Origin of the sequence: Streptomyces sp. NPDC047130, assembly GCF_040643475.1 — a bacterium.
In the GTDB taxonomy this organism is placed as follows: Bacteria; Actinomycetota; Actinomycetes; order Streptomycetales; family Streptomycetaceae; genus Streptomyces.
The window spans coordinates 341,441-362,152 of the sequence record NZ_JBEYUK010000001.1 but is presented as its reverse complement, the minus strand read 5'-3'; the positions used below and the strand labels follow the sequence as shown (position 1 = coordinate 362,152).

18 protein-coding genes and 1 pseudogene are annotated in these 20,712 nt (G+C 73.5%); 6 read left to right on the top strand and 13 right to left on the bottom strand.

All coding sequences use genetic code 11. The features are described from left to right. Positions 1 to 15: 15 nt before the first annotated feature. The 5 genes from ABZ836_RS01620 to ABZ836_RS01600 all read right to left on the bottom strand — a co-directional run bounded on the left by ABZ836_RS01620 (position 16) and on the right by ABZ836_RS01600 (position 5,661). Positions 16 to 1,056 (bottom strand): NAD(P)-dependent alcohol dehydrogenase, encoded by a 1,041-nt coding sequence (locus tag ABZ836_RS01620; RefSeq protein ID WP_356129103.1) that lies wholly within the window; start codon positions 1,054 to 1,056, stop codon positions 16 to 18. 338 nt (positions 1,057 to 1,394) lie between these two features. Continuing rightward, positions 1,395 to 2,078, bottom strand: a complete 684-nt coding sequence (locus ABZ836_RS01615; protein ID WP_361138278.1) for an ABC transporter ATP-binding protein — start codon at positions 2,076 to 2,078, stop codon at positions 1,395 to 1,397. A gap of 41 nt (positions 2,079 to 2,119) precedes the next feature. Continuing rightward, positions 2,120 to 3,637: an ABC transporter permease gene (locus tag ABZ836_RS01610; protein WP_361138276.1), complete on the bottom strand. Its 1,518-nt coding sequence runs from the start codon at positions 3,635 to 3,637 to the stop codon at positions 2,120 to 2,122. A 155-nt stretch (positions 3,638 to 3,792) separates the two neighbouring features. Continuing rightward, positions 3,793 to 5,055: an Ig-like domain-containing protein gene (locus ABZ836_RS01605; protein ID WP_356129094.1), complete on the bottom strand. Its 1,263-nt coding sequence runs from the start codon at positions 5,053 to 5,055 to the stop codon at positions 3,793 to 3,795. 231 nt (positions 5,056 to 5,286) lie between these two features. Beyond that, positions 5,287 to 5,661 carry a hypothetical protein gene (locus ABZ836_RS01600; protein ID WP_356129091.1) on the bottom strand — a complete coding sequence of 125 codons (375 nt, stop codon included), beginning with the start codon at positions 5,659 to 5,661 and terminating at the stop codon, positions 5,287 to 5,289. A gap of 109 nt (positions 5,662 to 5,770) precedes the next feature. Between ABZ836_RS01600 and ABZ836_RS01595 the strand changes: the two genes are divergently transcribed. Together ABZ836_RS01595 and ABZ836_RS01590 are read left to right on the top strand one after the other, a co-directional pair. Beyond that, the gene (locus ABZ836_RS01595) at positions 5,771 to 6,223 is read left to right on the top strand and encodes a cell wall protein (RefSeq protein WP_356129088.1); all 453 of its coding nucleotides are present in this window, start codon (positions 5,771 to 5,773) and stop codon (positions 6,221 to 6,223) included. Positions 6,224 to 6,301: 78 nt separating this feature from the next. Continuing rightward, positions 6,302 to 7,114 (top strand): hypothetical protein, encoded by an 813-nt coding sequence (locus tag ABZ836_RS01590; protein WP_356129085.1) that lies wholly within the window; start codon positions 6,302 to 6,304, stop codon positions 7,112 to 7,114. Between the two features lie 139 nt (positions 7,115 to 7,253). On the opposite strand, the gene hutH is transcribed toward ABZ836_RS01590, so the two are convergent. The 6 genes from hutH to ABZ836_RS01560 form a co-directional block, all read right to left on the bottom strand. Further along, positions 7,254 to 8,822, bottom strand: a complete 1,569-nt coding sequence (gene hutH, locus ABZ836_RS01585; protein ID WP_361138273.1) for a histidine ammonia-lyase — start codon at positions 8,820 to 8,822, stop codon at positions 7,254 to 7,256. A 10-nt stretch (positions 8,823 to 8,832) separates the two neighbouring features. Further along, positions 8,833 to 10,059, bottom strand: a complete 1,227-nt coding sequence (locus tag ABZ836_RS01580; RefSeq protein WP_361138272.1) for a GGDEF domain-containing protein — start codon at positions 10,057 to 10,059, stop codon at positions 8,833 to 8,835. A 115-nt stretch (positions 10,060 to 10,174) separates the two neighbouring features. Further along, positions 10,175 to 10,804 carry a nucleoside triphosphate pyrophosphatase gene (locus tag ABZ836_RS01575; protein ID WP_361138270.1) on the bottom strand — a complete coding sequence of 210 codons (630 nt, stop codon included), beginning with the start codon at positions 10,802 to 10,804 and terminating at the stop codon, positions 10,175 to 10,177. Continuing rightward, positions 10,801 to 10,965, bottom strand: coding sequence for a hypothetical protein (locus ABZ836_RS01570; RefSeq protein ID WP_361138562.1), 165 nt, complete (start codon positions 10,963 to 10,965; stop codon positions 10,801 to 10,803). The genes ABZ836_RS01575 and ABZ836_RS01570 overlap by 4 nt, the downstream gene beginning before the upstream one ends. Positions 10,966 to 11,045: 80 nt before the next feature. Then, positions 11,046 to 11,258: an acyl-CoA carboxylase epsilon subunit gene (locus ABZ836_RS01565; RefSeq protein ID WP_356129226.1), complete on the bottom strand. Its 213-nt coding sequence runs from the start codon at positions 11,256 to 11,258 to the stop codon at positions 11,046 to 11,048. A 30-nt stretch (positions 11,259 to 11,288) separates the two neighbouring features. Beyond that, the gene (locus ABZ836_RS01560) at positions 11,289 to 12,893 is read right to left on the bottom strand and encodes an acyl-CoA carboxylase subunit beta (protein ID WP_356129071.1); all 1,605 of its coding nucleotides are present in this window, start codon (positions 12,891 to 12,893) and stop codon (positions 11,289 to 11,291) included. 158 nt (positions 12,894 to 13,051) lie between these two features. Here ABZ836_RS01560 and ABZ836_RS01555 point away from each other — a divergent pair, with 158 nt between their 5' ends. The 3 genes and pseudogenes from ABZ836_RS01555 (at position 13,052) to ABZ836_RS01545 (ending at position 16,625) form a co-directional block, all read left to right on the top strand. Further along, positions 13,052 to 13,936: a biotin--[acetyl-CoA-carboxylase] ligase gene (locus tag ABZ836_RS01555; protein WP_356129068.1), complete on the top strand. Its 885-nt coding sequence runs from the start codon at positions 13,052 to 13,054 to the stop codon at positions 13,934 to 13,936. Between the two features lie 619 nt (positions 13,937 to 14,555). After that, positions 14,556 to 15,734: pseudogene (locus ABZ836_RS01550) on the top strand (adenylate/guanylate cyclase domain-containing protein); the annotation flags it as partial. A gap of 60 nt (positions 15,735 to 15,794) precedes the next feature. Further along, complete coding sequence (locus ABZ836_RS01545; RefSeq protein WP_356129062.1) at positions 15,795 to 16,625, top strand: enoyl-CoA hydratase-related protein; 831 nt, start codon at positions 15,795 to 15,797, stop codon at positions 16,623 to 16,625. A 55-nt stretch (positions 16,626 to 16,680) separates the two neighbouring features. Here the strand turns inward: ABZ836_RS01545 and ABZ836_RS01540 are convergent, their stop codons facing one another. Beyond that, positions 16,681 to 17,133 carry a hypothetical protein gene (locus ABZ836_RS01540; protein WP_361138267.1) on the bottom strand — a complete coding sequence of 151 codons (453 nt, stop codon included), beginning with the start codon at positions 17,131 to 17,133 and terminating at the stop codon, positions 16,681 to 16,683. 433 nt (positions 17,134 to 17,566) lie between these two features. Between ABZ836_RS01540 and ABZ836_RS01535 the strand changes: the two genes are divergently transcribed. Continuing rightward, positions 17,567 to 19,339, top strand: a complete 1,773-nt coding sequence (locus tag ABZ836_RS01535; RefSeq protein ID WP_356129056.1) for a biotin carboxylase N-terminal domain-containing protein — start codon at positions 17,567 to 17,569, stop codon at positions 19,337 to 19,339. Positions 19,340 to 19,717: 378 nt separating this feature from the next. Here ABZ836_RS01535 and ABZ836_RS01530 read toward each other — a convergent pair whose 3' ends face one another. Beyond that, on the bottom strand, positions 19,718 to 20,683 hold the full coding sequence (locus ABZ836_RS01530; protein WP_356129053.1) for a DeoR/GlpR family DNA-binding transcription regulator: 966 nt from the start codon (positions 20,681 to 20,683) through the stop codon (positions 19,718 to 19,720). Positions 20,684 to 20,712 lie beyond the last annotated feature (29 nt).

Sequence of the window (20,712 nt, the reverse complement as noted above, 5' to 3'; positions counted from 1 at the left end):
GGGTGCGGCCGTCCGTCAGATGGTCGCGGTGTCGATCACGAAGCGATAGCGCACGTCGGAGGCGATGACGCGCTCGTACGCCTCGTTGATCCGGTCGGCGGAGATCAGTTCGATCTCCGCGCCCAGCCCGTGCTCGGCGCAGAAGTCCAGCATCTCCTGCGTCTCGGCGATGCCGCCGATCATGGAGCCGGCCAGGTTCTTGTTGCCGCCGATGAGGGCGAAGAGCTGGAGCGAGATCGGGTTCTCGGGGGCGCCGACGTTGACGAGGGTGCCGCCGGTCTTCAGCAGGCCCAGGTAGGCGTTGAAGTCGACGTTGGCGGAGACCGTGGAGACGATCAGGTCGAAGGAGCCGCGCAGCTCCTCGAAGGTGCGCGGGTCGGCGGTCGCGTAGTAGTGGTCGGCGCCCAGCTTGAGGCCGTCCTCCTTCTTGCGCAGCGACTGCGACAGCACCGTGACCTCGGCGCCCATGGCGTGGGCGATCTTGACGGCCATGTGGCCGAGGCCGCCCAGGCCGACCACGGCGACCTTCTTGCCGGGGCCCGCGCCCCAGTTCTTCAGCGGCGAGTACGTGGTGATGCCCGCGCACAGCAGCGGGGCGGCGACGTCCAGGGAGAGGCCGTCGGGTATGCGGACGGTGTAGTTCTCGTCCACCACGATGTGGGTGGAGTAGCCGCCCTGGGTGATCTCGCCGTCACGGCCCACCGAGCCGTAGGTGCCGACGTTGCCCTTCAGGCAGTGCTGCTCCACTCCGGCCTTGCAGTTCTCGCACTCGCGGCAGGAGTCGACCATGCAGCCGACGCCCACGCGGTCGCCGACCTTGAACCTGGTGACACCGGGACCGACCTCGGTGACCACACCGGCGATCTCGTGGCCGGGGGTCAGGGGGAAGTGGGCCTGGCCCCACTCCTCGCGGACGGTGTGGATGTCGGAGTGGCAGATGCCGGCGTACTTGATGTCGATCAGGACGTCGTGCTCACCGACCTCCCGGCGCTCGACGGTGGTGCGCTCCAGGGGAGCCTTGGCGGCGGGGGCGGCGTAGGCGGCGACAGAAGTCATGCCGGTGGTTGCTCCGGTTTCCTCGGGGATCGTGCGTCGTGGCCGGACAGGCAGGCGTTCTCCGCCGCCGGTCCGATTCCGGTTCAACACCGGACCACCCCCGTCTATGCCCGTCCCGCCCCGCCAAACCTCCGGCCGCGCGACTTTCCGGGCGACCCACCGCGCGACTCCCGCGCGAGCCACCACGTGACTCGCCGCGTGATTCGCCGCGTGACTCGCCCCGCCTTCCGGCCGCACCGCCGCCCCGCGCGCGTCGGGGCGGGCGGGGCGGTGGTGCGGCGGCTCCGCGCCCGGGGGCGGTGCGGAGCCGCCGGGCCGGGACCGGGCGGGGGGGGTTCCTAGGCGGCGCGGCGTTCCGTGACGGTCAGGCGGCCGTTGCGGAGGGTCACCCGGCGCGGGGCCTGCGCGGCGAGGTGGGAGTCGTGGGTGACCATCACGAAGGTCAGCCCGTCCTCCTTCCACCGGGTCTCCAGCACGTCCATGATCTCGTCCCGCGTGGACTCGTCCAGGTTCCCCGTGGGTTCGTCGGCCAGCAGCACCCTCGGCTGCTTGACCAGGGCCCGGGCGATGGCGACCCGCTGCTGCTGGCCGCCCGACAGTTCGCCGGGCACGTGCGCCCGCCGCTCCGCGAGCCCCACCGAGGCGAGCGCCTCCGCGGCCCGCTCCCGCCGCTCCGCCGGTTTCACGCCCAGCGGGACCAGGGCGGTCTCGACGTTCTCCTGGGCGGTCAGGATGGGGATGAGGTTGAAGCTCTGGAAGACGAAGCCGATCTTCTCGCTGCGGATCCGGGTGAGGCGCGCCTCGGACAGCCGGGCGAGGTCCACGCCGTCGAGCACCACGCTGCCGGAGGTGGGCCGGTCGAGGCCGCCCAGCATCTGGAGGAGGGTCGACTTACCGCCTCCGGTGGGGCCCTGGACGACCAGGCGGTCGCCGTCGGCGATGGTGAGGTCGACTCCGGCGAGCGCGTCGACGACGTCCTTGCCCCGGGTGTGACGGCGGGTGACGCCGGTGAGTTCGTACATGGTGTGGTTGCTCCTGCTGAGAGGGGAGGGCGGCGGGCCGGTCAGGCCACGCGGGCGAGGGCGTCGGCGGGGCGGAGCCGGGAGGCGCGCCACCCTCCGAAGGCTCCGGCCACCAGGCCGCCCGCCACGGCCAGGCAGACCGCCAGCGCGATCGCGGAGAGGCTGACCGGCGCGGTGAGGGCGACGTCCAGGGTCCGGGACGCCGTCTCGCGCATCCCGCCCCCACCCCCGACGCCGGGTCCGCCCATGCCGCCCGCCATGCCGCCCGTGCCGCCGCCGGCGCCCGGCCCTCCGGCGCCCGCGGTGCCGCCGAGCTCCGCCGAGAGGGACGGCCCGAACGCGGTGATCGCCCACGCCGCGGCCACGCCGAGCGCGATGCCCAGGACGCCGCCGAACAGGCCGGTCACCACGGCCTCGCCGACCACCTGCCCGGTGACCCGGCGCGAACGCCAGCCGAGCGCCTTGAGGGTGCCGAACTCACGGACCCGGCGGGCGACGGCGGAGGAGGTGAGCAGCCCGGCCACCAGGAACGCCGCCGCCAGGACGACCACGGACAGCCACCGTCCGACCGTGACGGCCACGCCGGACGCGGTGGACAGGGAGCCGGAGACGGTGTCCGCGAGGTCCTCGGAGGTGGTCACGGTGGCGTCCGGAACGGCCTTCAGCACGGCCGCCTTCACCGTGCCCAACTGCTGGGCGTCGTCGGCCCGCACGTAGACGGTGGTGATCTCGCCCTTGGCGTCGGCCAGGGTCTGCGCCGGGCCGAGCGGCAGGTAGACGTCGGCGGAGGCGTCGCCGCTGGTCGCCGTGGCGAGGCCCACGATCTCGAACTTCGTGCCGCTCACGGTCAGCGTGTCACCGGTCTCCAGCTCCTGCTCCTTGGCGTAGGCGCTGTCCACCACGGCCACCTTCGCCGAGGCGTCGGCCTTCTCGAAGCCGCGGCCGTCGGTGATCTCGGAGGAGGTCAGCGGGCCCAGCGCGGGCCGGGTGACGTCGGTGCCGAAGACGCTGAAGCCGTCGATGGAGAAGTCGGCGCCGCCGCCCTCCACCTGGCCGCCGGGCGCCGTGCCCGGCCGGCCGCCACCGCCCTGCTGGAACTGACCGGGCGTGAACTCGCCGTCCACCGACACCACGTCGAGGCTCAGTCCACCGACGGCCGCGGCCACGCCGTCCGCCGCGGCCACCTCGGTGACGGTGCCGGCGTCGAGCGTCCGGAAGCCCTGGACCATCACCCGGTCGCTGCTCTGCCGCGTGCTCTCCCCGGCGCCCTCGCCGCCCTCGCCGTCCTCACCGTCCTCGCCGCCGCGGGCGTCGAAGCGGAAGCGGGGCCGGCCGCCGTCCTCCTCGCCCTCGGCGGGCGGCTCCGGCGCCTTGGTGACGGTCATGTCGGTGCCGAGTCCGTAGAGCGACTCCAGGACCCGGGCCTGGGCGCGTCCCATGCCGGTGGAGACGGCGTCGACGACGACGACCAGGGCGATGCCCAGCGCCAGGCCCGAGGCGACGACCAGCGCCGCCCTTCTGCGGCGGCGCAACTCGCGGCGCAAGTAGGTGAGGAACATGCCGCGCACGCTAGGGCGGCACGCTGGCAGCCCCCGGTGCGTTGTGTGAGAGAAACGGGAGTGCGGGCGGAACGGGAGAGGCGCCCGTGCTCCGCGGGTGCGGGTCACGGGCGCCTCGTCGGGCCTCCGCCGGATGCCGGCGGGACGTCAGGGGGTCAGGCGGCGGAGCCGGCCACCCACTGGTCCCACGCCATGTTCCAGCCGTTGAAGCCGTTGTCCGGGGCGACGGTCTTGTCGCCGGTGTTCTGGACCACCACGACGTCGCCGATCATCGAGTTCTCGTAGAACCAGGAGCCCGGCGTGTTCGGGTCGTCGGCGCCCTTGGCGTCCTCCAGGCCCACGCAGCCGTGGCTGGTGTTGACCTGGCCGAAGACGCCCTTGCCCCAGTAGTTGCCGTGGATGAAGGTGCCGGAGGTGGTCAGGCGCATGGCGTGCGGCACGTCCTTGATGTCGTACTCGCCCTTGCCGTCGTCGTCGGTGAAGCCGACGGTCGCGCCGTTCATCCGGGTCTCCTCGAACTTCTCGGAGATCACCATCTGGCCCTCGTAGGTCTTGGTCTCGGGGGCGCCGGCGGAGATGGGGATGGTGCGGACGGTCTTGCCGTTGCGGGTGACCGTCATCTGCTTGGTCTTGGCGTCGACGACGGAGACCTGGTTGCGGCCGATGTTGAAGCTGACGGTCTTCTGCTGGACGCCGTAGACGCCGGGGGCGCCCTCGACACCGTCCAGCGCGAGCTTCATGGTGACCGTGGACCCCTCCTTCCAGTACTCCTGGGGGCGGCAGTCCATGCGCACGGTGCTGAACCAGTGGCAGACGACCTCCTGGCCGCTGCTCACCGAGACGTCGATGCCCTCCTGGACCGCCTTCTTGTCGGCGATCTCCTTGTCGAACTTGATCGACACGGGCATCCCGACGCCGACGGTGGAACCGTCCTCGGGGGTGAAGTTGCCTATGAAGCTGTTGCTGGGCGAGACCGTGGTGAAGGTCGCGTTCTCGTGGGAGGCGCGGCCCTCGGAGTCCTCGGCGGTGACCGAGACCTGGTAGGTGGTGGCCCGCTCGAGCTGCACGGACGGCTTCCAGCTGGTCCGGTCGGCGGACATCTCGCCCTCGACCTTCTGGCCGTCCTTGGTCTCCACCGCGACCTCGGTCAGCTTGCCCTTCTTCACCGAGACGTGACCGGCGTTGTTGATGGACGCGTTGTCCGTGCCGTTCTTCGGTGTGATGGAGATCTCGGCGACCGAGGTCTTCTCGGCGGCCGCCTCGTCGACCTTCTCCTGGGCGTCGGGGCGGGTGGGTTCCTCGTCACCGTCACCGCTGCACCCCGACAGGACCATCACGCCGCCCAGAAGTGCGGACGCGACCGCAAGCCCCCTGCGGCGCCGCCGCCGCTCACCGACCGTCTTCACACGCTTCTCCATCGTCACTGGTCACCCGACCCCTTGGGGGAGGCCCTGCTTCCCGACCCGGTGGGGAGACTCCCCGTCAGCATTCTCAACGCCGAGACCGGGTGCTCCGGTTCCAGGTCATGGCGAATTGTGCAATGCGCCACGCCATGGACCGCCGCGGGATCCCCTGCTCGGGCGAGACCGAGCGGGGCCGCGGCGGACCGGAGCTCATCGTTCCGCAGGGATCGCCTTCCCCGCCAGGGCTCAGGCGATGCCGGTGCGTACCGGTTCGTCCTCGCCCTCGGCGAAGTCGTCGTCCCCGTCCCCCGCATCATCGCCGTACGGGTCCGCTTCGAGCGAATCCGTCCCGCCCCCGACGTGCTCCGCGCTCCAGGAGGTCTGGGTCAGTTCGATCCCCGGCAGCGCGCTGACCAGGTCGAAGGGGTCCACGAGATAGGCCAGGGCCTCCGCCGTGTCGTACGTCACCACGGCCTCGATCCGCTCCCGTTCGCCGTCTGGCAGGGAGCCGTCCTCGGCGACGCGGGCCCGGGCGGTCCGCCGCAGGGGCTCGGGGTCGGCCACCTCCACGATCAGCCGGACATCGAGACGGACATATCGGTTGTTCTGGGGTGAATTCATGACAGGGAGCGTAAGGCGGGGAGGGGCGCCGGGTTTCCCGCGACCCGCGCCTTTCACTAGCATCGGCTCACACGGTCAATTCGCCAGCGCCACAAGGGGATCGATATCCGTGTCCACCACGCGCCGCTCTCTGCTGACCGCCGCCGCCGCGGGCGCCCTGCTGGGCGCCCTCTCCTTCGTCCCGTCCGCCAACGCGTCGGTGACGCCGGAGCGGCCCGAGTCCCGGTCGGCCGACGTCCTCACCGCCGAGGGCGTCCCCGCGCACGACGTCCCGCGTGCCTCCGGCACCTTCGAGACGTCCGCCGAGACGTCCGGCGAGACGTCCGGCCTGCGGACGATGACCGGCGCGGCCTCCGACGACTCCGGCCCGGACTCCGCCCCGGGGGCCTCCGACGGCTCCGACCCCGCTCCGGTGACGGTCCCGGCCCGCACCGGCGACGTCGAGCTCGCCGACACCGGAGCCTTCGACACCACGCCGTACGTCCTGGGCGGCACCGCCTTCCTCGGCATCGGCGCGGGCTTCGTCGCGTACTCGGTGCGACGGGAACGGCTGGGGCTGTAGACGCACGGCGCCCCGCGGCGGGAACCGTGACCGTAATGTCGTTGACCCAGACATGACCGAGGGCCCATAGTCCGGCACATGATCATTTCTTCGCGGGCGCGCCTCAGCGCCCTCACGCTCGCCGGCGCGCTGTCCGTGACCCTGGTCGCGGGATGCAGCAGCGGCTCCGACGAGAAGTCGGACACGGCCGCCAAGCCGTCCGGCGCCTCCTCCTCCGCCGCCGAGGCCCCCGCGGCCGAGGCGCTCTCCGAGGAGGAGCTCACCAAGCTGATCGTCGCGTCCGGCGACGTCGAGGGCTTCAAGGTCGCCGAGCCCGGCAAGGGCGACATCTTCTCCGGCTCCTGGGACGACGTGAAGGTCGAGGGCGGCGACGGCTGCAAGCCGATCGTCCAGGCGCTCAGCGGCTCCCCGGTCGGCGAGGTGAAGGCGGACGTGTCCCGCCAGGTCACCCAGGAGAAGGCACCCGGCGCGTCGAAGGACGGCGAGATGCCCTCCTTCGAGGACGCCATGCGGATGGACGTCACGATGGTGACGCTGGCCACCTACGAGGGCGACGGCGCCCAGCAGGCCGTGAAGAGCGTGGCGGACGCCGTCGGGAAGTGCTCCGGCGGCTTCACCTTCACCGTGCCCGGCGAGGAGGCCGCCTCCTACAGCAAGGTCTCGACCGACAAGGGCGTCGCCGCCGACGGCTCCGACGAGACCGTCGCCTTCGGCCTGACCGGCGAGCCCTTCGAGGAGGGCGCCAAGCCGTCCACCGTGCACGGCCAGGTGGTCCGCCACGGCAACAACGTGGTGACCTACCTGACCGTCAACCTGGGCAACATGGCGGAGGGCAAGCCGTACGAGGTCTCCGCCCCGGTCGTCACGGCCCAGTCGAAGAAGCTCGGCTGACGCGCCGGCTCCCGAAGCCCGGCCGACGCCGAAGAAGCCCGGCCGACGCCGCCGTCCCGTGCCGCCGCCCCGGCGGCACGGGACGCACGCTCCACACCCACCGCCCGGCCGCCGTCCCGCGACCGGGCGGTGCGCCGTTCTACCGCAGCGGCCCGGTGACCGCCTCCGCCGCGCGGAGCGCGCCGCCGGAGCGGACGAACGCGGCCGCCGCCTCCAGGTCGGGGGCGAGGTAGCGGTCGGGGCCGGGGCCCTCGACTCCGGCGGCGCGGGCGGCCTCGACCACCGCCCGGGTGGCCGGGGCGGGGGCCAGGCCGGTCGCCGTGCGGCGCAGTTCCAGGGCGCGGGAGGCGGCGACCAGTTCGACGGCGACGACCCGCGCGAGGTGGTCCACGACGTGCCGCAGCTTGCGTGCCGCGGACCAGCCCATGGAGACGTGGTCCTCCTGCATCGCCGAGGTGGGGATGGAGTCCACCGAGGCCGGGACCGCCAGCCGCTTCATCTCACCGACCAGCGCCGCCTGGGTGTACTGGGCGATCATCAGCCCGGAGTCCACCCCGGGGTCGTCGGCGAGGAACGCGGGCAGGCCGTGCGAGCGGGTCCGGTCCAGCAGCCGGTCGGTGCGGCGCTCGGCGATGGAGGCCAGGTCGGCCGCGGCGACGGCGAGGAAGTCGAGGACGTAGGCGACCGGCGCCCCGTGGAAGTTGCCGTTGGACTCCACCCGGCCGTCGGGCAGCACCACCGGGTTGTCGACGGCGGCCGCCAGTTCCCGGCCCGCGACCAGCTCGGCGTGGGCGAGGGTGTCCCGGCCGGCACCCGCCACCTGCGGCGCGCACCGCACCGAGTAGGCGTCCTGGACCCGCGGCTCGTCGCCCTGGTGCCGGCCGGTCATCTCGGAGCCGCGCAGCACGGCCAGCATGTTGGCCGCGGAGTCCGCCTGCCCCGGGTGCGGCCGGACGGCCTGCAGCTCGGGCGCCAGCACCCGGTCGGTGCCCAGCAGCGCCTCCAGGGTCATCGCCGCGGTGACGTCCGCGGAGGCGTACAGCAGGCGCAGGTCGGCCAGGGCCGCCAGCAGCATGCCGAGCATGCCGTCGGTGCCGTTGAGGAGCGCCAGGCCCTCCTTCTCCTTGAGCTCCACCGGGCGCAGCCCGTGCGCCGCCAGCAGCTCGCGGACCGGGCGGAGGACGCCGTCGGGGCCCTCGGCCTCGCCCTCGCCCATCAGGGCCAGCGCGCAGTGCGACAGCGGCGCGAGGTCTCCGGAGCAGCCGAGCGAGCCGAACTCGTGCACCACGGGCGTGATGCCGGCGTTCAGCAGGTCCGCCATGGCCTGCGCGACCTCGGGGCGGACGCCGGTGCGGCCGGAGCAGACCGTCTTCAGCCGCAGGAACATCAGCGCGCGCACCACCTCGCGCTCCACCCGCGGGCCCATCCCGGCGGCGTGCGAGCGGACGATGTTCCGCTGCAGCCGGGTGCGCAGTTCCGGGCCGATGTGCCGGGTGGCCAGCGCCCCGAAGCCGGTGCTCACGCCGTACACCGGGTCGGGCTTGGCGGCGAGGGCGTCGACGACCTCGCGGGCGGCGGCGAGCGCGCGCACCGCCTCGTCGGACAGCTCGACCCGCGCGCCGTTCCGCGCCACGGCGAGCACCTGCTCCGGCGTGAGGCCGGAGGGGCCCACCACCACGGTTTCCGTCGACCCCTTGTGCATATCCATATTCAGGAGCCTAGGGCTTGAATTCTCCGCTGTCATCGGTGGGTTCGGCCGGATCGGAACCAAGGGTTCCGGGCGGGGTAGGTAGCTCGCGCCCGCGCAGCGCCCGCCGCTCCCCGCCGCCCTCCGGCGGAGGTGCGTCGGCGAGCCGGAGGACGGGATCCTGCGGCCCTTCGACGCCCGCCACCACGGGTCCGCGGGCCCGGCCCGCCTTGGCCCGGTACTGGGCCGCGTCAGCCAGCCGGAAGAGCCGCCGGGCCGAGGTCACCGGGCCGACCGGCTCCTCGGTGGTGGCGATCCCGCAGGCCACCCCCTCGCCCGGTTCGAGCTCCCGGGCCCGTCGGCAGAGCTCGTCGGCCACGCGGACCACCTCCTCGGTCGAGGGCCCGACCGCGAGCAGGCAGAACTCGTCCCCGCCGAGCCGGGCCGCCAGCGTGCCCGGCAGCATCGCCCCGCAGAGGGAGAGCACCGAGCCGAAGCGCTCCAGGAGGCGGTCCCCGGCCGCGTGCCCGTGGGAGTCGTTGACCTGCTTGAGCCCGTTGAGGTCGCAGACCACCAGGCTGACCACCGCGCCCTCGGTCCGGTGCCGTTCGACGGCCTCGTCCAGCCTGGCGTCGACCGCGCGGCGGTTGGCGAGGCCGGTGAGGGCGTCGGTGAAGGCCAGGCGCTCGGCCTCCTCCAGCCGCTTCATCTGGGCGAGCCCGGCCGCGACCACGGCGGCCAGCACGGTGGCGAAGTCGGCGTCGCGGCGGTCGAAGACCGGGGCGCCCAGCGGCCGGGCCACGTACAGCTCGCCCCAGGCGCGGCCGTGCAGCACGATCGGGGCGATCACGCAGCAGCCGCGACCGCGGCGGCGCAGCGCCGCGACCCGCTGGTGGCAGTACCCGGCGCGGTCCCGGGTGGGTCCGCCGCGCGGGCCGTCCGCGGTCTCCACCCAGGCGTCGGGTTCGCCCCCGTTGGCCCAGCGCTCGTGGAGGAACTCGGTGATCTCCGGGAACTGGTGCACCGGGTAGGACTCGGCCTCGGGGAACTCCTCCTCGTCCCGGGCGCGGTCGCCGACGTTCACCAGGACGCGCAGCCGGCCCATCTCGCGCTCCCACACCGACAGCGCGGCGAAGCTCCCGCCCAGCGCGTGGCTCGCGCCCAGGGCGGCGGCCCGCCAGGACTCCCTGGGCGTCCTGGCGGCGGCCATGCCCTGGGCCAGCGTGACGACCGCGCGCAGGCGGTTCTCCTCTGCCATGCGTTCAGGCTAGGGATGTTTCGCCCGGAACGTGACGTCGAACGATCTGAAGCGATCACTCACCGTGACGTAACGGTCGTCCGCGACGGGCTGTGCGACGTCCTTCGCCGGGGGGTCAGGCCCAGAGTTCCGTCACACTGACGTCCAGCTTGCCCAGCAGGCGGCGCAGGAGGGGGAGGCTGAGGCCGATCACGTTGCCGTGGTCGCCGTCGATGCCCTCGATGAACGGGGCGGAACGCCCGTCGAGGGTGAAGGCGCCCGCCACGTGCAGGGGCTCCCCGGTGGCGACGTAGGCGGCGATCTCCTCGTCGGTGGGGTCGCCGAAGCGGACCACGGTGGAGGCGGTGCCGGAGGAGTACCGGCCGGTGGTGGTGTCGTACACGCAGTGCCCGGTCTGGAGGACGCCGGCGCGGCCCCTCATGGCCTGCCAGCGGGCCGTCGCCTCGGCGGCGTCGGCGGGCTTGCCCAGCGGCTCGCCGTCCAGGTCGAGCACCGAGTCGCAGCCGATCACCAGGGCTCCGGACGCCTCGGGGCGGGCGGCGACGACGGAGGCCTTGGCCTCGGCCAGCGCGAGGGCCAGCTCCGCGGGGGTGGGGGCGGTCACCGCCTCCTCGTCCACCCCGCTGACGATCACCTCGGGGGCGAACCCGGCCTGCCGGAGCAGGCCGAGACGGGCGGGGGACTGGGAGGCCAGGACGAGCCGCCGCTGCGGTCGTCCGGCCCGGTCGTTGCGCTGATCGGTCATGGCGGAAGCGTATCGACGCCGAGCACCGCCATGGCGACGATCATGGCGAGGGCCATCAGCACGCCGAGCCGCCGGAGCATCACCTGCGTGCGCCGCAGGTCCTCGGGCGGCCCGGCCTCGGGATCGGGGTCGGGGTCGGACCAGAGCACACCACCGAGCATGCGTCCCCGACGGCGCCGCCGCCTGAGTACCCGTACTCAGGCGGCCTCCGGTGTCGCCCGCCTCACACCGGCCCGCCTGATCACACGGGCCAGTACGTGCGGCTCCAGGCCGCCGGCCCCGGCCGCGGGGTCCGCCGCCCGGCGAGCACCGCCGGGTCGCCCCAGGCGTCACGGACCGCGCCCGCGTCCTCCTCGGACCCGGCGGCGACGGCCGCCGCCCGCGCCCGCACCACCGCCAACGCCGCCGCCAGCTCCTCCGGCGTCGGATTCCCCCGCACGACCTTGATCGTCATAGCCACGCGACCTTCCTGAGCGCTGGGACCCTAGAGCGGGATGTTGCCGTGCTTCTTCGGCGGAAGTGATTCCCGCTTGGTGCGCAGATGACGCAGCCCGCGGACGATCTGCGAGCGCGTCATGCTGGGCGCGACCACCGCGTCCACATAGCCGTTCTCGGCGGCGATGTACGGGTTGAGCAGGGTGTCCTCGTACTCCCGGATCAGCCGGGCGCGCACCTCCTCGAGGTCCTCGCCGTTGGCCTCGGCCTCGGCGAGGGTGCGCCGGTGCAGGATGTTGACCGCGCCCTGCGCGCCCATCACCGCGATCTGCGCGGTGGGCCACGCCAGGTTGAGGTCGGCGCCCAGGTGCTTGGAGCCCATCACGTCGTACGCGCCGCCGAACGCCTTCCGGGTGATCACGGTGATCAGCGGGACCGTGGCCTCCGCGTAGGCGTAGATCAGCTTGGCGCCGCGGCGGATGATGCCGTCGTGCTCCTGGCCGACGCCCGGCAGGAAGCCGGGCACGTCCACGAAGGTCAGCACCGGCACGTTGAAGGCGTCACACGTCCGGACGAACCGCGCCGCCTTCTCGCTCGCCTTGATGTCCAGGCAGCCCGCGAACTGCATCGGCTGGTTGGCGACCACGCCCACCGGCCGGCCCTCGACGCGGCCGAAGCCGGTGAGGATGTTGGGCGCGAACAGCGGCTGGGTCTCGAAGAACTCGCCGTCGTCCAGGACGTGTTCGAGCACGGTGTGCATGTCGTACGGCTGGTTGGCGCTGTCCGGGATCAGCCGGTCCAGCTCCAGGTCCTCCTCGGTGACCGTGAGGTCGGCCTCCTCCGGGAAGGACGGCGGCTCGCTCAGGTTGTTCGAGGGCAGGTACGACAGCAGCTGCTTGATGTACTCGACGGCGTCCTTCTCGTCGCCCGCCATGTGGTGGGCCACGCCGGACAGCGAGTTGTGGGTGTGCGCGCCGCCCAGCTCCTCGAAGCCCACGTCCTCGCCGGTGACCGTCTTGATGACGTCCGGGCCGGTGATGAACATGTGCGAGGTCTTGTCCACCATCACGGTGAAGTCGGTGATGGCCGGCGAGTACACCGCGCCGCCCGCGCACGGACCGACGACCAGGCTGATCTGCGGGATCACCCCGGAGGCGTGGGTGTTGCGGCGGAAGATCTCGCCGTAGGCGCCGAGCGAGGCCACGCCCTCCTGGATGCGGGCGCCGCCGGAGTCGTTGATGCCGACGACCGGGCAGCCGGTCTTCAGCGCGAAGTCCATCACCTTGGCGATCTTCTGGCCGTAGACCTCGCCGAGGGCGCCGCCGAAGACGGTGAAGTCCTGGGAGAACACCGCGACCGGACGGCCGTCCACGGTGCCGTAGCCGGTGACCACACCGTCGCCGTAGGGCCGGTTCCTCTCCAGGCCGAAGTTGGTGGAACGGTGCCGGGCGAACTCGTCCAGCTCCACGAACGACCCCTCGTCCAGGAGGAGTTCGATCCGCTCACGCGCGGTCAGCTTGCCCTTGGCGTGCTGCTTCTCCACCGCGGGGCCCGAACCGGCGTGCGTCGCCTGGTGGATGCGGTCCTGGAGGTCCGCCAGCTTGCCCGCGGTGGTGTGAATGTCGCCCTGCTGCAGCTCTTCCGGCTCGGCCATCGGGGGTGCGGCTCCCTGCTGGTGGTGGTGTGGAGGTCGTCGGCGGCGTATGCCGTCGGCGTAAGGGGATGTCGGCGGGAGGATGGTTACTCAGCCGTAGCGTAATGGCGGACCGCCTGTCCGGCAGTGCGGCGTATCCCACACCTACGCTGGGTTGCATGACGCCGCGTGATCGCTCAGAACACCCCACCTCCCCCCTCGGCGGGGCGGGCCGCTGGTCGGACCTGGACCGCCCTCCGCTGAACGCCGTCGCGCTGCGGCGGGCGCTGGTGCGGGAGGAGTCGCTGTGGACCTCCCTCGACGTCGTGCCGGTCACCGGTTCCACCAACTCCGACCTGGTGGAGGCGGCGCGGGCGGGCCGGGCCGAGGAGGGCGCGGTGCTGGTGGCGGAGGAGCAGTCCGCGGCGCGCGGCCGGCTGGACCGCGTCTGGTCGGCGCCGGCCCGCTCGGGGCTGTTCCTCTCCGTGCTGCTGGCGCCCAACGACGTGCCGGTGCCCCGCTGGGGCTGGCTGCCGCTGCTCACCGGGGTCGCGGTGGCCACCGGCCTGGCGCGCACCGCCGGCCTGGACACGGCGCTGAAGTGGCCCAACGACCTGCTGGTCACGGTCGGCGGCGAGGAACGCAAGGCCGGCGGCATCCTCGCCGAGCGGGCCGGCACCGAGGGCGTGGTGGTCGGCGTCGGCCTCAACGTCACGCTGCGGGAGGACGAGCTGCCGGTGCCGACGGCCGGGTCGCTGGCGCTCGCCGGGGCGGCGGTCACCGACCGGGACACCCTGCTGCGGGGCGTGCTGCGTTCCCTGGAGCAGTGGTACACGCGGTGGCGGGTGGTCGGCGGCGACCCCGAGCTGAGCGGGCTCCTCGAGACCTACGCGGCCGGCTGCGCGACCCTGGGCCGCCAGGTGCGGGCCATGCTCCCCGGCGGGGACGACGTGGTGGGCGAGGCCACCGCCCTGGACGGCGACGGCCGCCTCGTGATCACCGCCGGCGACGGCTCCCGGCATCCGGTGGGCGCCGGGGACATCGTCCACCTCCGCCCGGCGTGAACCGGGCGGCGCGGAACGTCGTGCAGGAGGGCGACGGGGTGGTACGGCGGCGCGGCCCCGAAGCGGCGAGCCGGGGGGCGCACCACTCCCGGGACGCGATCCGGGAGTGAGCTGCGGCACACCTGCCGTAGAGTTGAGGCCGGTCGAAACCTGACCTCGGCAGATCGGAAGGGCAACAGGCGTGACCGTCGACGACGCGGGCTCCGGCACCGGCGGACATCCCGGACCGGACGGCGACCCCCGGCCCGAGCCCGGCCCCGCCGACGCCTCCGCGGACGAGGCCCCCTCGGCCCCCGAGGCGCCCGACGCCCCGGAACCGCCCGAGCCCTCCGACGCCGCAGGGGGCGCCGGGTCCACCGGGGACCCCGGGGCCGCCGAGGACTCCCGCCCCACCGGGGACTCCGGAGACCACCGGGCCACCGGGAACTCCGGGACCGCTGAGGGCTCCGGAGCTGCTGAGGGCTCCGGGGCTGCTGGGGGCTCCGGGGCTGCTGGGGATGCCCACACCCCCGGAGACGCCCGCACCTCCGACGCCTCCCAGGCCGCCGAGGCACCCCAGGCTTCCGGGAACCCCGGGAACACCGGTGATTCCGACACCCCCCGGGCCGCCGGGGACTCCCCCGCCTCCGACACCCCCCGGGCCTCCGGGGCCTCCCCGGCCACCGGGGCCTCCCAGCCCCCCGGTGCCGAGGAAGGGAACCGCGCGGACCGGTACGAGGTGCTGTCCGCCGCCGACCGCACCGCCGCCCAGAACACCACCGGCACCTCCGACGAGGACCCGCTGGCCCTGCGCCTGGAGGCCCTGATCCTCGGCGCGGAGCGCCGCTACAGCCCCTTCCAGGCCGCCCGCAGCGCCGGCGTCTCCATGGAGCTGGCGTCCCGCTTCTGGCGGGCCATGGGCTTCGCCGACATCGGCCAGGCCAAGGCCCTCACCGAGGCGGACGTGCTGGCCCTGCGCCGCCTGGCCGGCCTGGTCGAGGCGGGGCTGCTCAGCGAGGCGATGGCCGTGCAGGTGGCCCGTTCCACCGGCCAGACCACCGCCCGGTTGGCGGACTGGCAGATCGATTCCTTCCTGGAGGGCCTCACCGAGCCCCCGGAGCCGGGCATGACCCGCACCGAGGTGACCTACCCCCTCATCGAGCTGCTCCTGCCCGAGCTGCAGGAGTTCCTGGTCTACGTCTGGCGCCGCCAGCTCGCCGCCGCCACCGGCCGGGTCATCCAGACCGCGGACGACGAGGAGATGGTCGACCGGCGCCTCTGCGTCGCCTTCGCCGACCTGGTGGGCTTCACCCGGCTGACCCGCCGCCTGGAGGAGGAGGAGCTGGGCGAGCTGGTCGAGGCGTTCGAGACCACCGCCGCCGACCTGGTGGCCGCGCACGGCGGCCGGCTGGTGAAGACCCTCGGCGACGAGGTCCTCTACGTCGCCGACGACGCGGGCGTGGCCTCCGAGATCGCGCTGCGCCTGATCGAGACCCTCGCCAACGACGAGACCATGCCGGAGCTGCGCGTCGGCATGGCCTTCGGCACGGTCACCACCCGGATGGGCGACGTCTTCGGCACGACGGTGAACCTGGCCTCCCGCCTCACCTCCATAGCTCCGCGGGACGCGGTCCTGGTCGACAGCGAGCTCGCCCAGGAACTGCGGCGCACCCGGGACGCCCCGGCGGCCGAGGAACAGGTCAAGGAGGACGAGGAGCAGGACCACCGGTTCGCGCTGCAGCCGATGTGGCAGCGGCCGGTGCGCGGGCTCGGCGTGGTCGAGCCGTGGCTGCTCACCCGGCGCGGCGGTCAGGCCTGAGCCCCTGAGATGATCCCCGGCGACACCGATGAAGTCGTCGATCCCGGGAGGCTGTCCACCATGAGCCGGAACGAGCACGAGGTCCTGACGGAACGCGAGGACGGCGAACGCCACGGGGATTTCGTCCGCGTGGTGCGGCACGGGCACGTCGCCGAGCTGGTGCTGGACCGGCCGCGCGCGATGAACGCGGTCTCCACGGAGATGGCCCGCTCGCTCACCGCCGCCTGCGAGGCGCTCGCCGCCGACCGCGACGCGCGGGTGGTGGTCCTGACCTCCAGCCACGAGCGGGCGTTCTGCGTGGGCGCCGACCTCAAGGAGCGCAACGGCTTCACCGACGACCAGCTGCGCCGTCAGCGGCCGGTGAACCGGGCGGCGTACACCGGCGTGCTGGAGCTGCCGATGCCGACCATCGCCTCGGTGCACGGCTTCGCGCTGGGCGGCGGCTTCGAGATCGCGCTCTCCTGCGACCTGATCGTCGCGGACCGCACGGCGGTGGTGGGGCTGCCCGAGGTGTCCGTGGGCGTCATCCCCGGCGGCGGCGGCACCCAGCTGCTGCCCCGGCGGGTCGGGGCGGCCCGGGCCGCCGAGCTGATCTTCACCGCGCGGCGGGTGGAGGCCGCCGAGGCCCGGGAGCTGGGCCTGGTCGACCTCCTGGTCGACGAGGGGACCGACCGCGAGGAGTCCCTGGCCCTGGCCGCGCGCATCGCCGCCAACTCCCCCGTGGGACTGCGCGCCGCCAAGCGGGCGATGCGGCTCGGCTGGGGCAAGGACCTCCCCACCGGCCTCGACCTCGAGGACAACGCCTGGCGCACGGTCGCGTTCTCCGCCGACCGCGCCGAGGGCGTCGCCGCGTTCAACGACAAGCGCCGCCCCGAGTGGCCGGGCGAGTGACCCTCCCCTGACGCGACCGCACCCCCGGGGGCGCCTCGGCCCCCGGGGTTCGCGGTCAGGCCGCGGCCGGCGCCCGGGTCTCCGCCGGGGCCGCCGGGGGCTGTTCCGCGGTGGGCCGCGGGCGGCCCGGCGAGGAGAGGAACAGGAGGATCAGCACCAGCACCGCCGCGAGGACCGCGAACGCCTTGACCCCCACCAGCGCCAACGCCGCCGCGCCCAGCACGCCGTGGACGACGGCCATGGTGACCAGCAGCCCCGTGCCGAACCGCCCGAGGGCGCGCCCCCGGATCGCGGAGACCAGCACCATCACGCCGCACGCCACGAACACCAGGGCGAACAGCACCGCCCCGATCCTGGAGGCCCGCGCGACCGTGTCCGGGTCGAGTCCGTCCAGCGACATCCGCTGCCCCTCGACCACCATGGCCAGGAACCAGTTGAGCCACGCCACCCCGGCCGCCTCGGCGAACATCGCCGGCGCCAGGACGAAGGCCACCGTCCTGCGCACCACCGGCCCCACCCACTTCCGCTGTCTTCCGTCGCGCCCGACGGGCCGCGGACCTGCCTCTTCCACGAGGCGTCCGCTCCCCCACCCGGGCTATTACCCGGGGTATCTCCCAGGGTGGCAGGAACGTTACTCACGGGTATACGCAGCGACAAGAGTTATGACGACCGCAAAGATTCACCGAGGTGTTCGTAGGGACCCCACAAAGAAACACGGCCCGCGGCGGCGTGGCTTTACAGAGACCTGAGCCACATCACCCGGCTAGGGTTTCCGGGAGGAGTCCCGCGCCGCCCGGCGCTACAAGGGATTTCACCGCTCGGTACCCGCCGTCAGGCCCTCGTTTCACCCTCCGTGTGGGCAAGCTCACCACTGGGGACGGGTCGTAGTGACGTGTCGGCAGTCCCTAAACTCGGCTTGTTTCAAGGAGGGAGCCTCAATCGTGCGCAAGGTGCTCATCGCCAACCGTGGCGAAATCGCAGTCCGCGTCGCCCGGGCGTGCCGGGATGCCGGTATCGCGAGCGTGGCCGTGTATGCAGACCCCGACCGGGACGCTCTGCACGTGCGTGCCGCGGACGAGGCGTTCGCCCTCGGCGGTGACACCCCGGCGACCAGCTACCTGGACATCGCCAAGGTGCTGAAGGCCGCCGCGGATTCGGGTGCGGACGCGATCCATCCCGGCTACGGCTTCCTGTCCGAGAACGCGGAGTTCGCGCAGGCGGTCATCGACGCGGGCCTGAACTGGATCGGTCCGCCGCCGCAGGCCATCCGCGACCTGGGCGACAAGGTGGCGGCCCGTCACATCGCGCAGCGCGCGGGCGCGCCGCTCGTGGCCGGCACCCCGGACCCGGTGTCCGGCGCCGACGAGGTCGTCGCGTTCGCGAAGGAACACGGCCTGCCCATCGCCATCAAGGCGGCGTTCGGCGGCGGCGGCCGCGGCCTGAAGGTCGCCCGCACCCTCGAAGAGGTGCCGGAGCTCTACGACTCCGCGGTCCGCGAGGCCGTCGCGGCGTTCGGCCGGGGCGAGTGCTTCGTCGAGCGCTACCTGGACAAGCCGCGTCACGTCGAGACGCAGTGCCTGGCCGACAAGCACGGCAACGTGGTCGTGGTCTCCACCCGTGACTGCTCCCTCCAGCGCCGCCACCAGAAGCTGGTGGAGGAGGCCCCCGCCCCGTTCCTCTCCGAGACGCAGGTCGCCGAGCTGTACCGGGCGTCCAAGGCCATCCTCAAGGAGGCCGGCTACGTCGGCGCGGGCACGGTCGAGTTCCTGGTGGGCGTCGACGGCACGATCTCCTTCCTGGAGGTCAACACCCGCCTGCAGGTGGAGCACCCGGTGACCGAGGAGGTCGCGGGCGTCGACCTGGTGCGCGAGATGTTCCGCATCGCCGACGGCGAGGAGCTCGGTTACGACGACCCGGTCCTGCGGGGTCACTCCTTCGAGTTCCGCATCAACGGCGAGGACCCGGGCCGCAACTTCCTGCCCGCGCCGGGCACCGTCACCTCCTTCGCCCCGCCGTCCGGCCCGGGCGTCCGCCTGGACGCCGGCGTGGAGTCGGGCAGCGTGATCGGCCCGGCCTGGGACTCCCTCCTCGCCAAGCTGATCGTCACGGGCCGCACCCGCAAGGAGGCCCTGGAGCGGGCCTCGCGCGCCCTGGAGGAGTTCAAGGTCGAGGGCATGGCCACCGCCATCCCGTTCCACCGCGCGGTGGTCAGGGACCCGGCGTTCGCCCCCGAACTCACCGGTTCCCAGGACCCGTTCACCGTCCACACCCGGTGGATCGAGACCGAGTTCGTCAACGAGATCCCGCCGTTCTCCGCCCCGGCCGACGCCGACTCCGAGGACGAGGGCGACCGCGAGACCGTCGTGGTCGAGGTCGGCGGCAAGCGGCTGGAGGTCTCGCTGCCCGCCTCGCTCGGCATGTCCCTGGCCCGCACCGGCCTCGCCGCCGGCGCCAAGCCGAAGCGCCGCGCCGCCAAGAAGTCCGGCCCGGCCGCCTCCGGCGACACCCTCGCCTCGCCCATGCAGGGCACGATCGTCAAGGTCGCGGTCGAGGAGGGCCAGGAGGTCAAGGAGGGCGACCTGATCGTCGTCCTCGAGGCCATGAAGATGGAGCAGCCCCTCAACGCGCACCGGTCCGGCACGGTCAAGGGCCTCTCCGCCGAGATCGGCGCCTCCATCAGCTCCGGCGCCGCCATCTGCGAGATCAAGGACTGACCCGGCACAGCCCCCAGGAGGGCGCGTGAGGCCCCCGGCCCCGCGCGCCCTCCTCCGTTACACCCCCGCCCCCTCCCCACACACCGGCACCGGCCCCCACCGGCCGGGGCCCCTGCCCGCTCCCACCGCGGTCGGCCGGGCCGCCCGGCGGTACGACGACGGCCCGCCGAGCGGGGAACGCGCGCCGCACACGACGGCGGCACACCGCGCACGGCGGCGTCGACCGCGGCTCAGGCCGCCCGCGCTTCCCGGCCGCACGGGACCGGCGGCACGGGACCGGCGGCACGGCACCGGCCGCACGGGCGCACCTCCACCCGCACGGTCCGCCGGCACCCGCACGGTCCGCCGGCACCGCTCACGCGGGGCCGGCGGCGAGACCTACCGGCGGCGGAGGTCCGCCACGCGGGCGCGCTCCGCCTGGGCCGCGTCACCGAGGACCGCGGCGGCGCGGAGCTGGGGCCCACCGGGAGCATGGCCGCGGCGGGGGCCCGGAAGGGGCACGTCCCGGCGCTGCCGCCCGCCCCCCTGCGGCTCCGCCCGCTGCTCACCGCGCTCGGCCCCCGGCGCCCCGGCCACGGCGATCTGCACGCCCTGGTCGGCCAGCGCCTGCAGCTCCGTCGCGGCGCGGTCCTCGTGGCCCGGCGGCTCGTCGGTGACCAGACGCGTGATCAGCTCCGTGGGAACCGTCTGGAACATCGTGTCGGTGCCCAGCTTGGAGTGGTCCGCCAGGACCACCACCTCGGAGGCGGCCTGCACCAGCGCACGGTCGACGGAGGCGGAGAGCATGTTGGAGGTGGACAGGCCGCGCTCCGCGGTGAGCCCACTGCCCGACAGGAAGGCCTTGGAGACCCGCAGCCCCTGCAGGGACTGCTCCGCACCGCTGCCCACCAGCGCGTAGTTGGAGCCCCGCAGGGTGCCACCGGTCATCACGACCTCCACGCGGTTGGCGTGGGCCAGCGCCTGCGCCACCAGCAGGGAGTTGGTGACCACGGTCAGCCCGGGCACCCGCGCCAGCCGCCGGGCCAGCTCCTGGGTGGTGGTGCCCGCCCCGACCACGATGGCCTCGCCCTCCTCGACGAAGCCCGCGGCGAGGTCGGCGATGGCGGTCTTCTCGGCGGTCGCGAGATGGGACTTCTGCGGGAAGCCCGACTCCCGGGTGAAGCCGCCCGGCAGCACCGCACCGCCGTGCCGGCGGTCGAGGAGTCCTTCTGCCTCCAGCGCGCGCACGTCCCGCCGCACGGTCACTTCGGAGGTCTGGACGACGCGGGCGAGCTCACGGAGCGACACCGCTCCGTTGGCGCGCACCATTTCGAGGATCAATTGACGACGTTCTGCAGCGAACACGAAACTGACAGTAACCCCAACGACCGACT

Coding starts and splice junctions, on each gene's coding strand:
- ABZ836_RS01570 (WP_361138562.1), bottom strand. CDS start 10,965: ATGCTCGGTGGTGTGCTCTGGTCCGACCCCGACCCCGATCCCGAGGCC.
- ABZ836_RS01605 (WP_356129094.1), bottom strand. CDS start 5,055: ATGGAGAAGCGTGTGAAGACGGTCGGTGAGCGGCGGCGGCGCCGCAGG.
- ABZ836_RS01545 (WP_356129062.1), top strand. CDS start 15,795: ATGAGCCGGAACGAGCACGAGGTCCTGACGGAACGCGAGGACGGCGAA.
- ABZ836_RS01555 (WP_356129068.1), top strand. CDS start 13,052: ATGACGCCGCGTGATCGCTCAGAACACCCCACCTCCCCCCTCGGCGGG.
- hutH (WP_361138273.1), bottom strand. CDS start 8,822: ATGGATATGCACAAGGGGTCGACGGAAACCGTGGTGGTGGGCCCCTCC.
- ABZ836_RS01580 (WP_361138272.1), bottom strand. CDS start 10,059: ATGGCAGAGGAGAACCGCCTGCGCGCGGTCGTCACGCTGGCCCAGGGC.
- ABZ836_RS01575 (WP_361138270.1), bottom strand. CDS start 10,804: ATGACCGATCAGCGCAACGACCGGGCCGGACGACCGCAGCGGCGGCTC.
- ABZ836_RS01590 (WP_356129085.1), top strand. CDS start 6,302: ATGATCATTTCTTCGCGGGCGCGCCTCAGCGCCCTCACGCTCGCCGGC.
- ABZ836_RS01565 (WP_356129226.1), bottom strand. CDS start 11,258: ATGACGATCAAGGTCGTGCGGGGGAATCCGACGCCGGAGGAGCTGGCG.
- ABZ836_RS01615 (WP_361138278.1), bottom strand. CDS start 2,078: ATGTACGAACTCACCGGCGTCACCCGCCGTCACACCCGGGGCAAGGAC.
- ABZ836_RS01600 (WP_356129091.1), bottom strand. CDS start 5,661: ATGAATTCACCCCAGAACAACCGATATGTCCGTCTCGATGTCCGGCTG.
- ABZ836_RS01620 (WP_356129103.1), bottom strand. CDS start 1,056: ATGACTTCTGTCGCCGCCTACGCCGCCCCCGCCGCCAAGGCTCCCCTG.
- ABZ836_RS01610 (WP_361138276.1), bottom strand. CDS start 3,637: ATGTTCCTCACCTACTTGCGCCGCGAGTTGCGCCGCCGCAGAAGGGCG.
- ABZ836_RS01560 (WP_356129071.1), bottom strand. CDS start 12,893: ATGGCCGAGCCGGAAGAGCTGCAGCAGGGCGACATTCACACCACCGCG.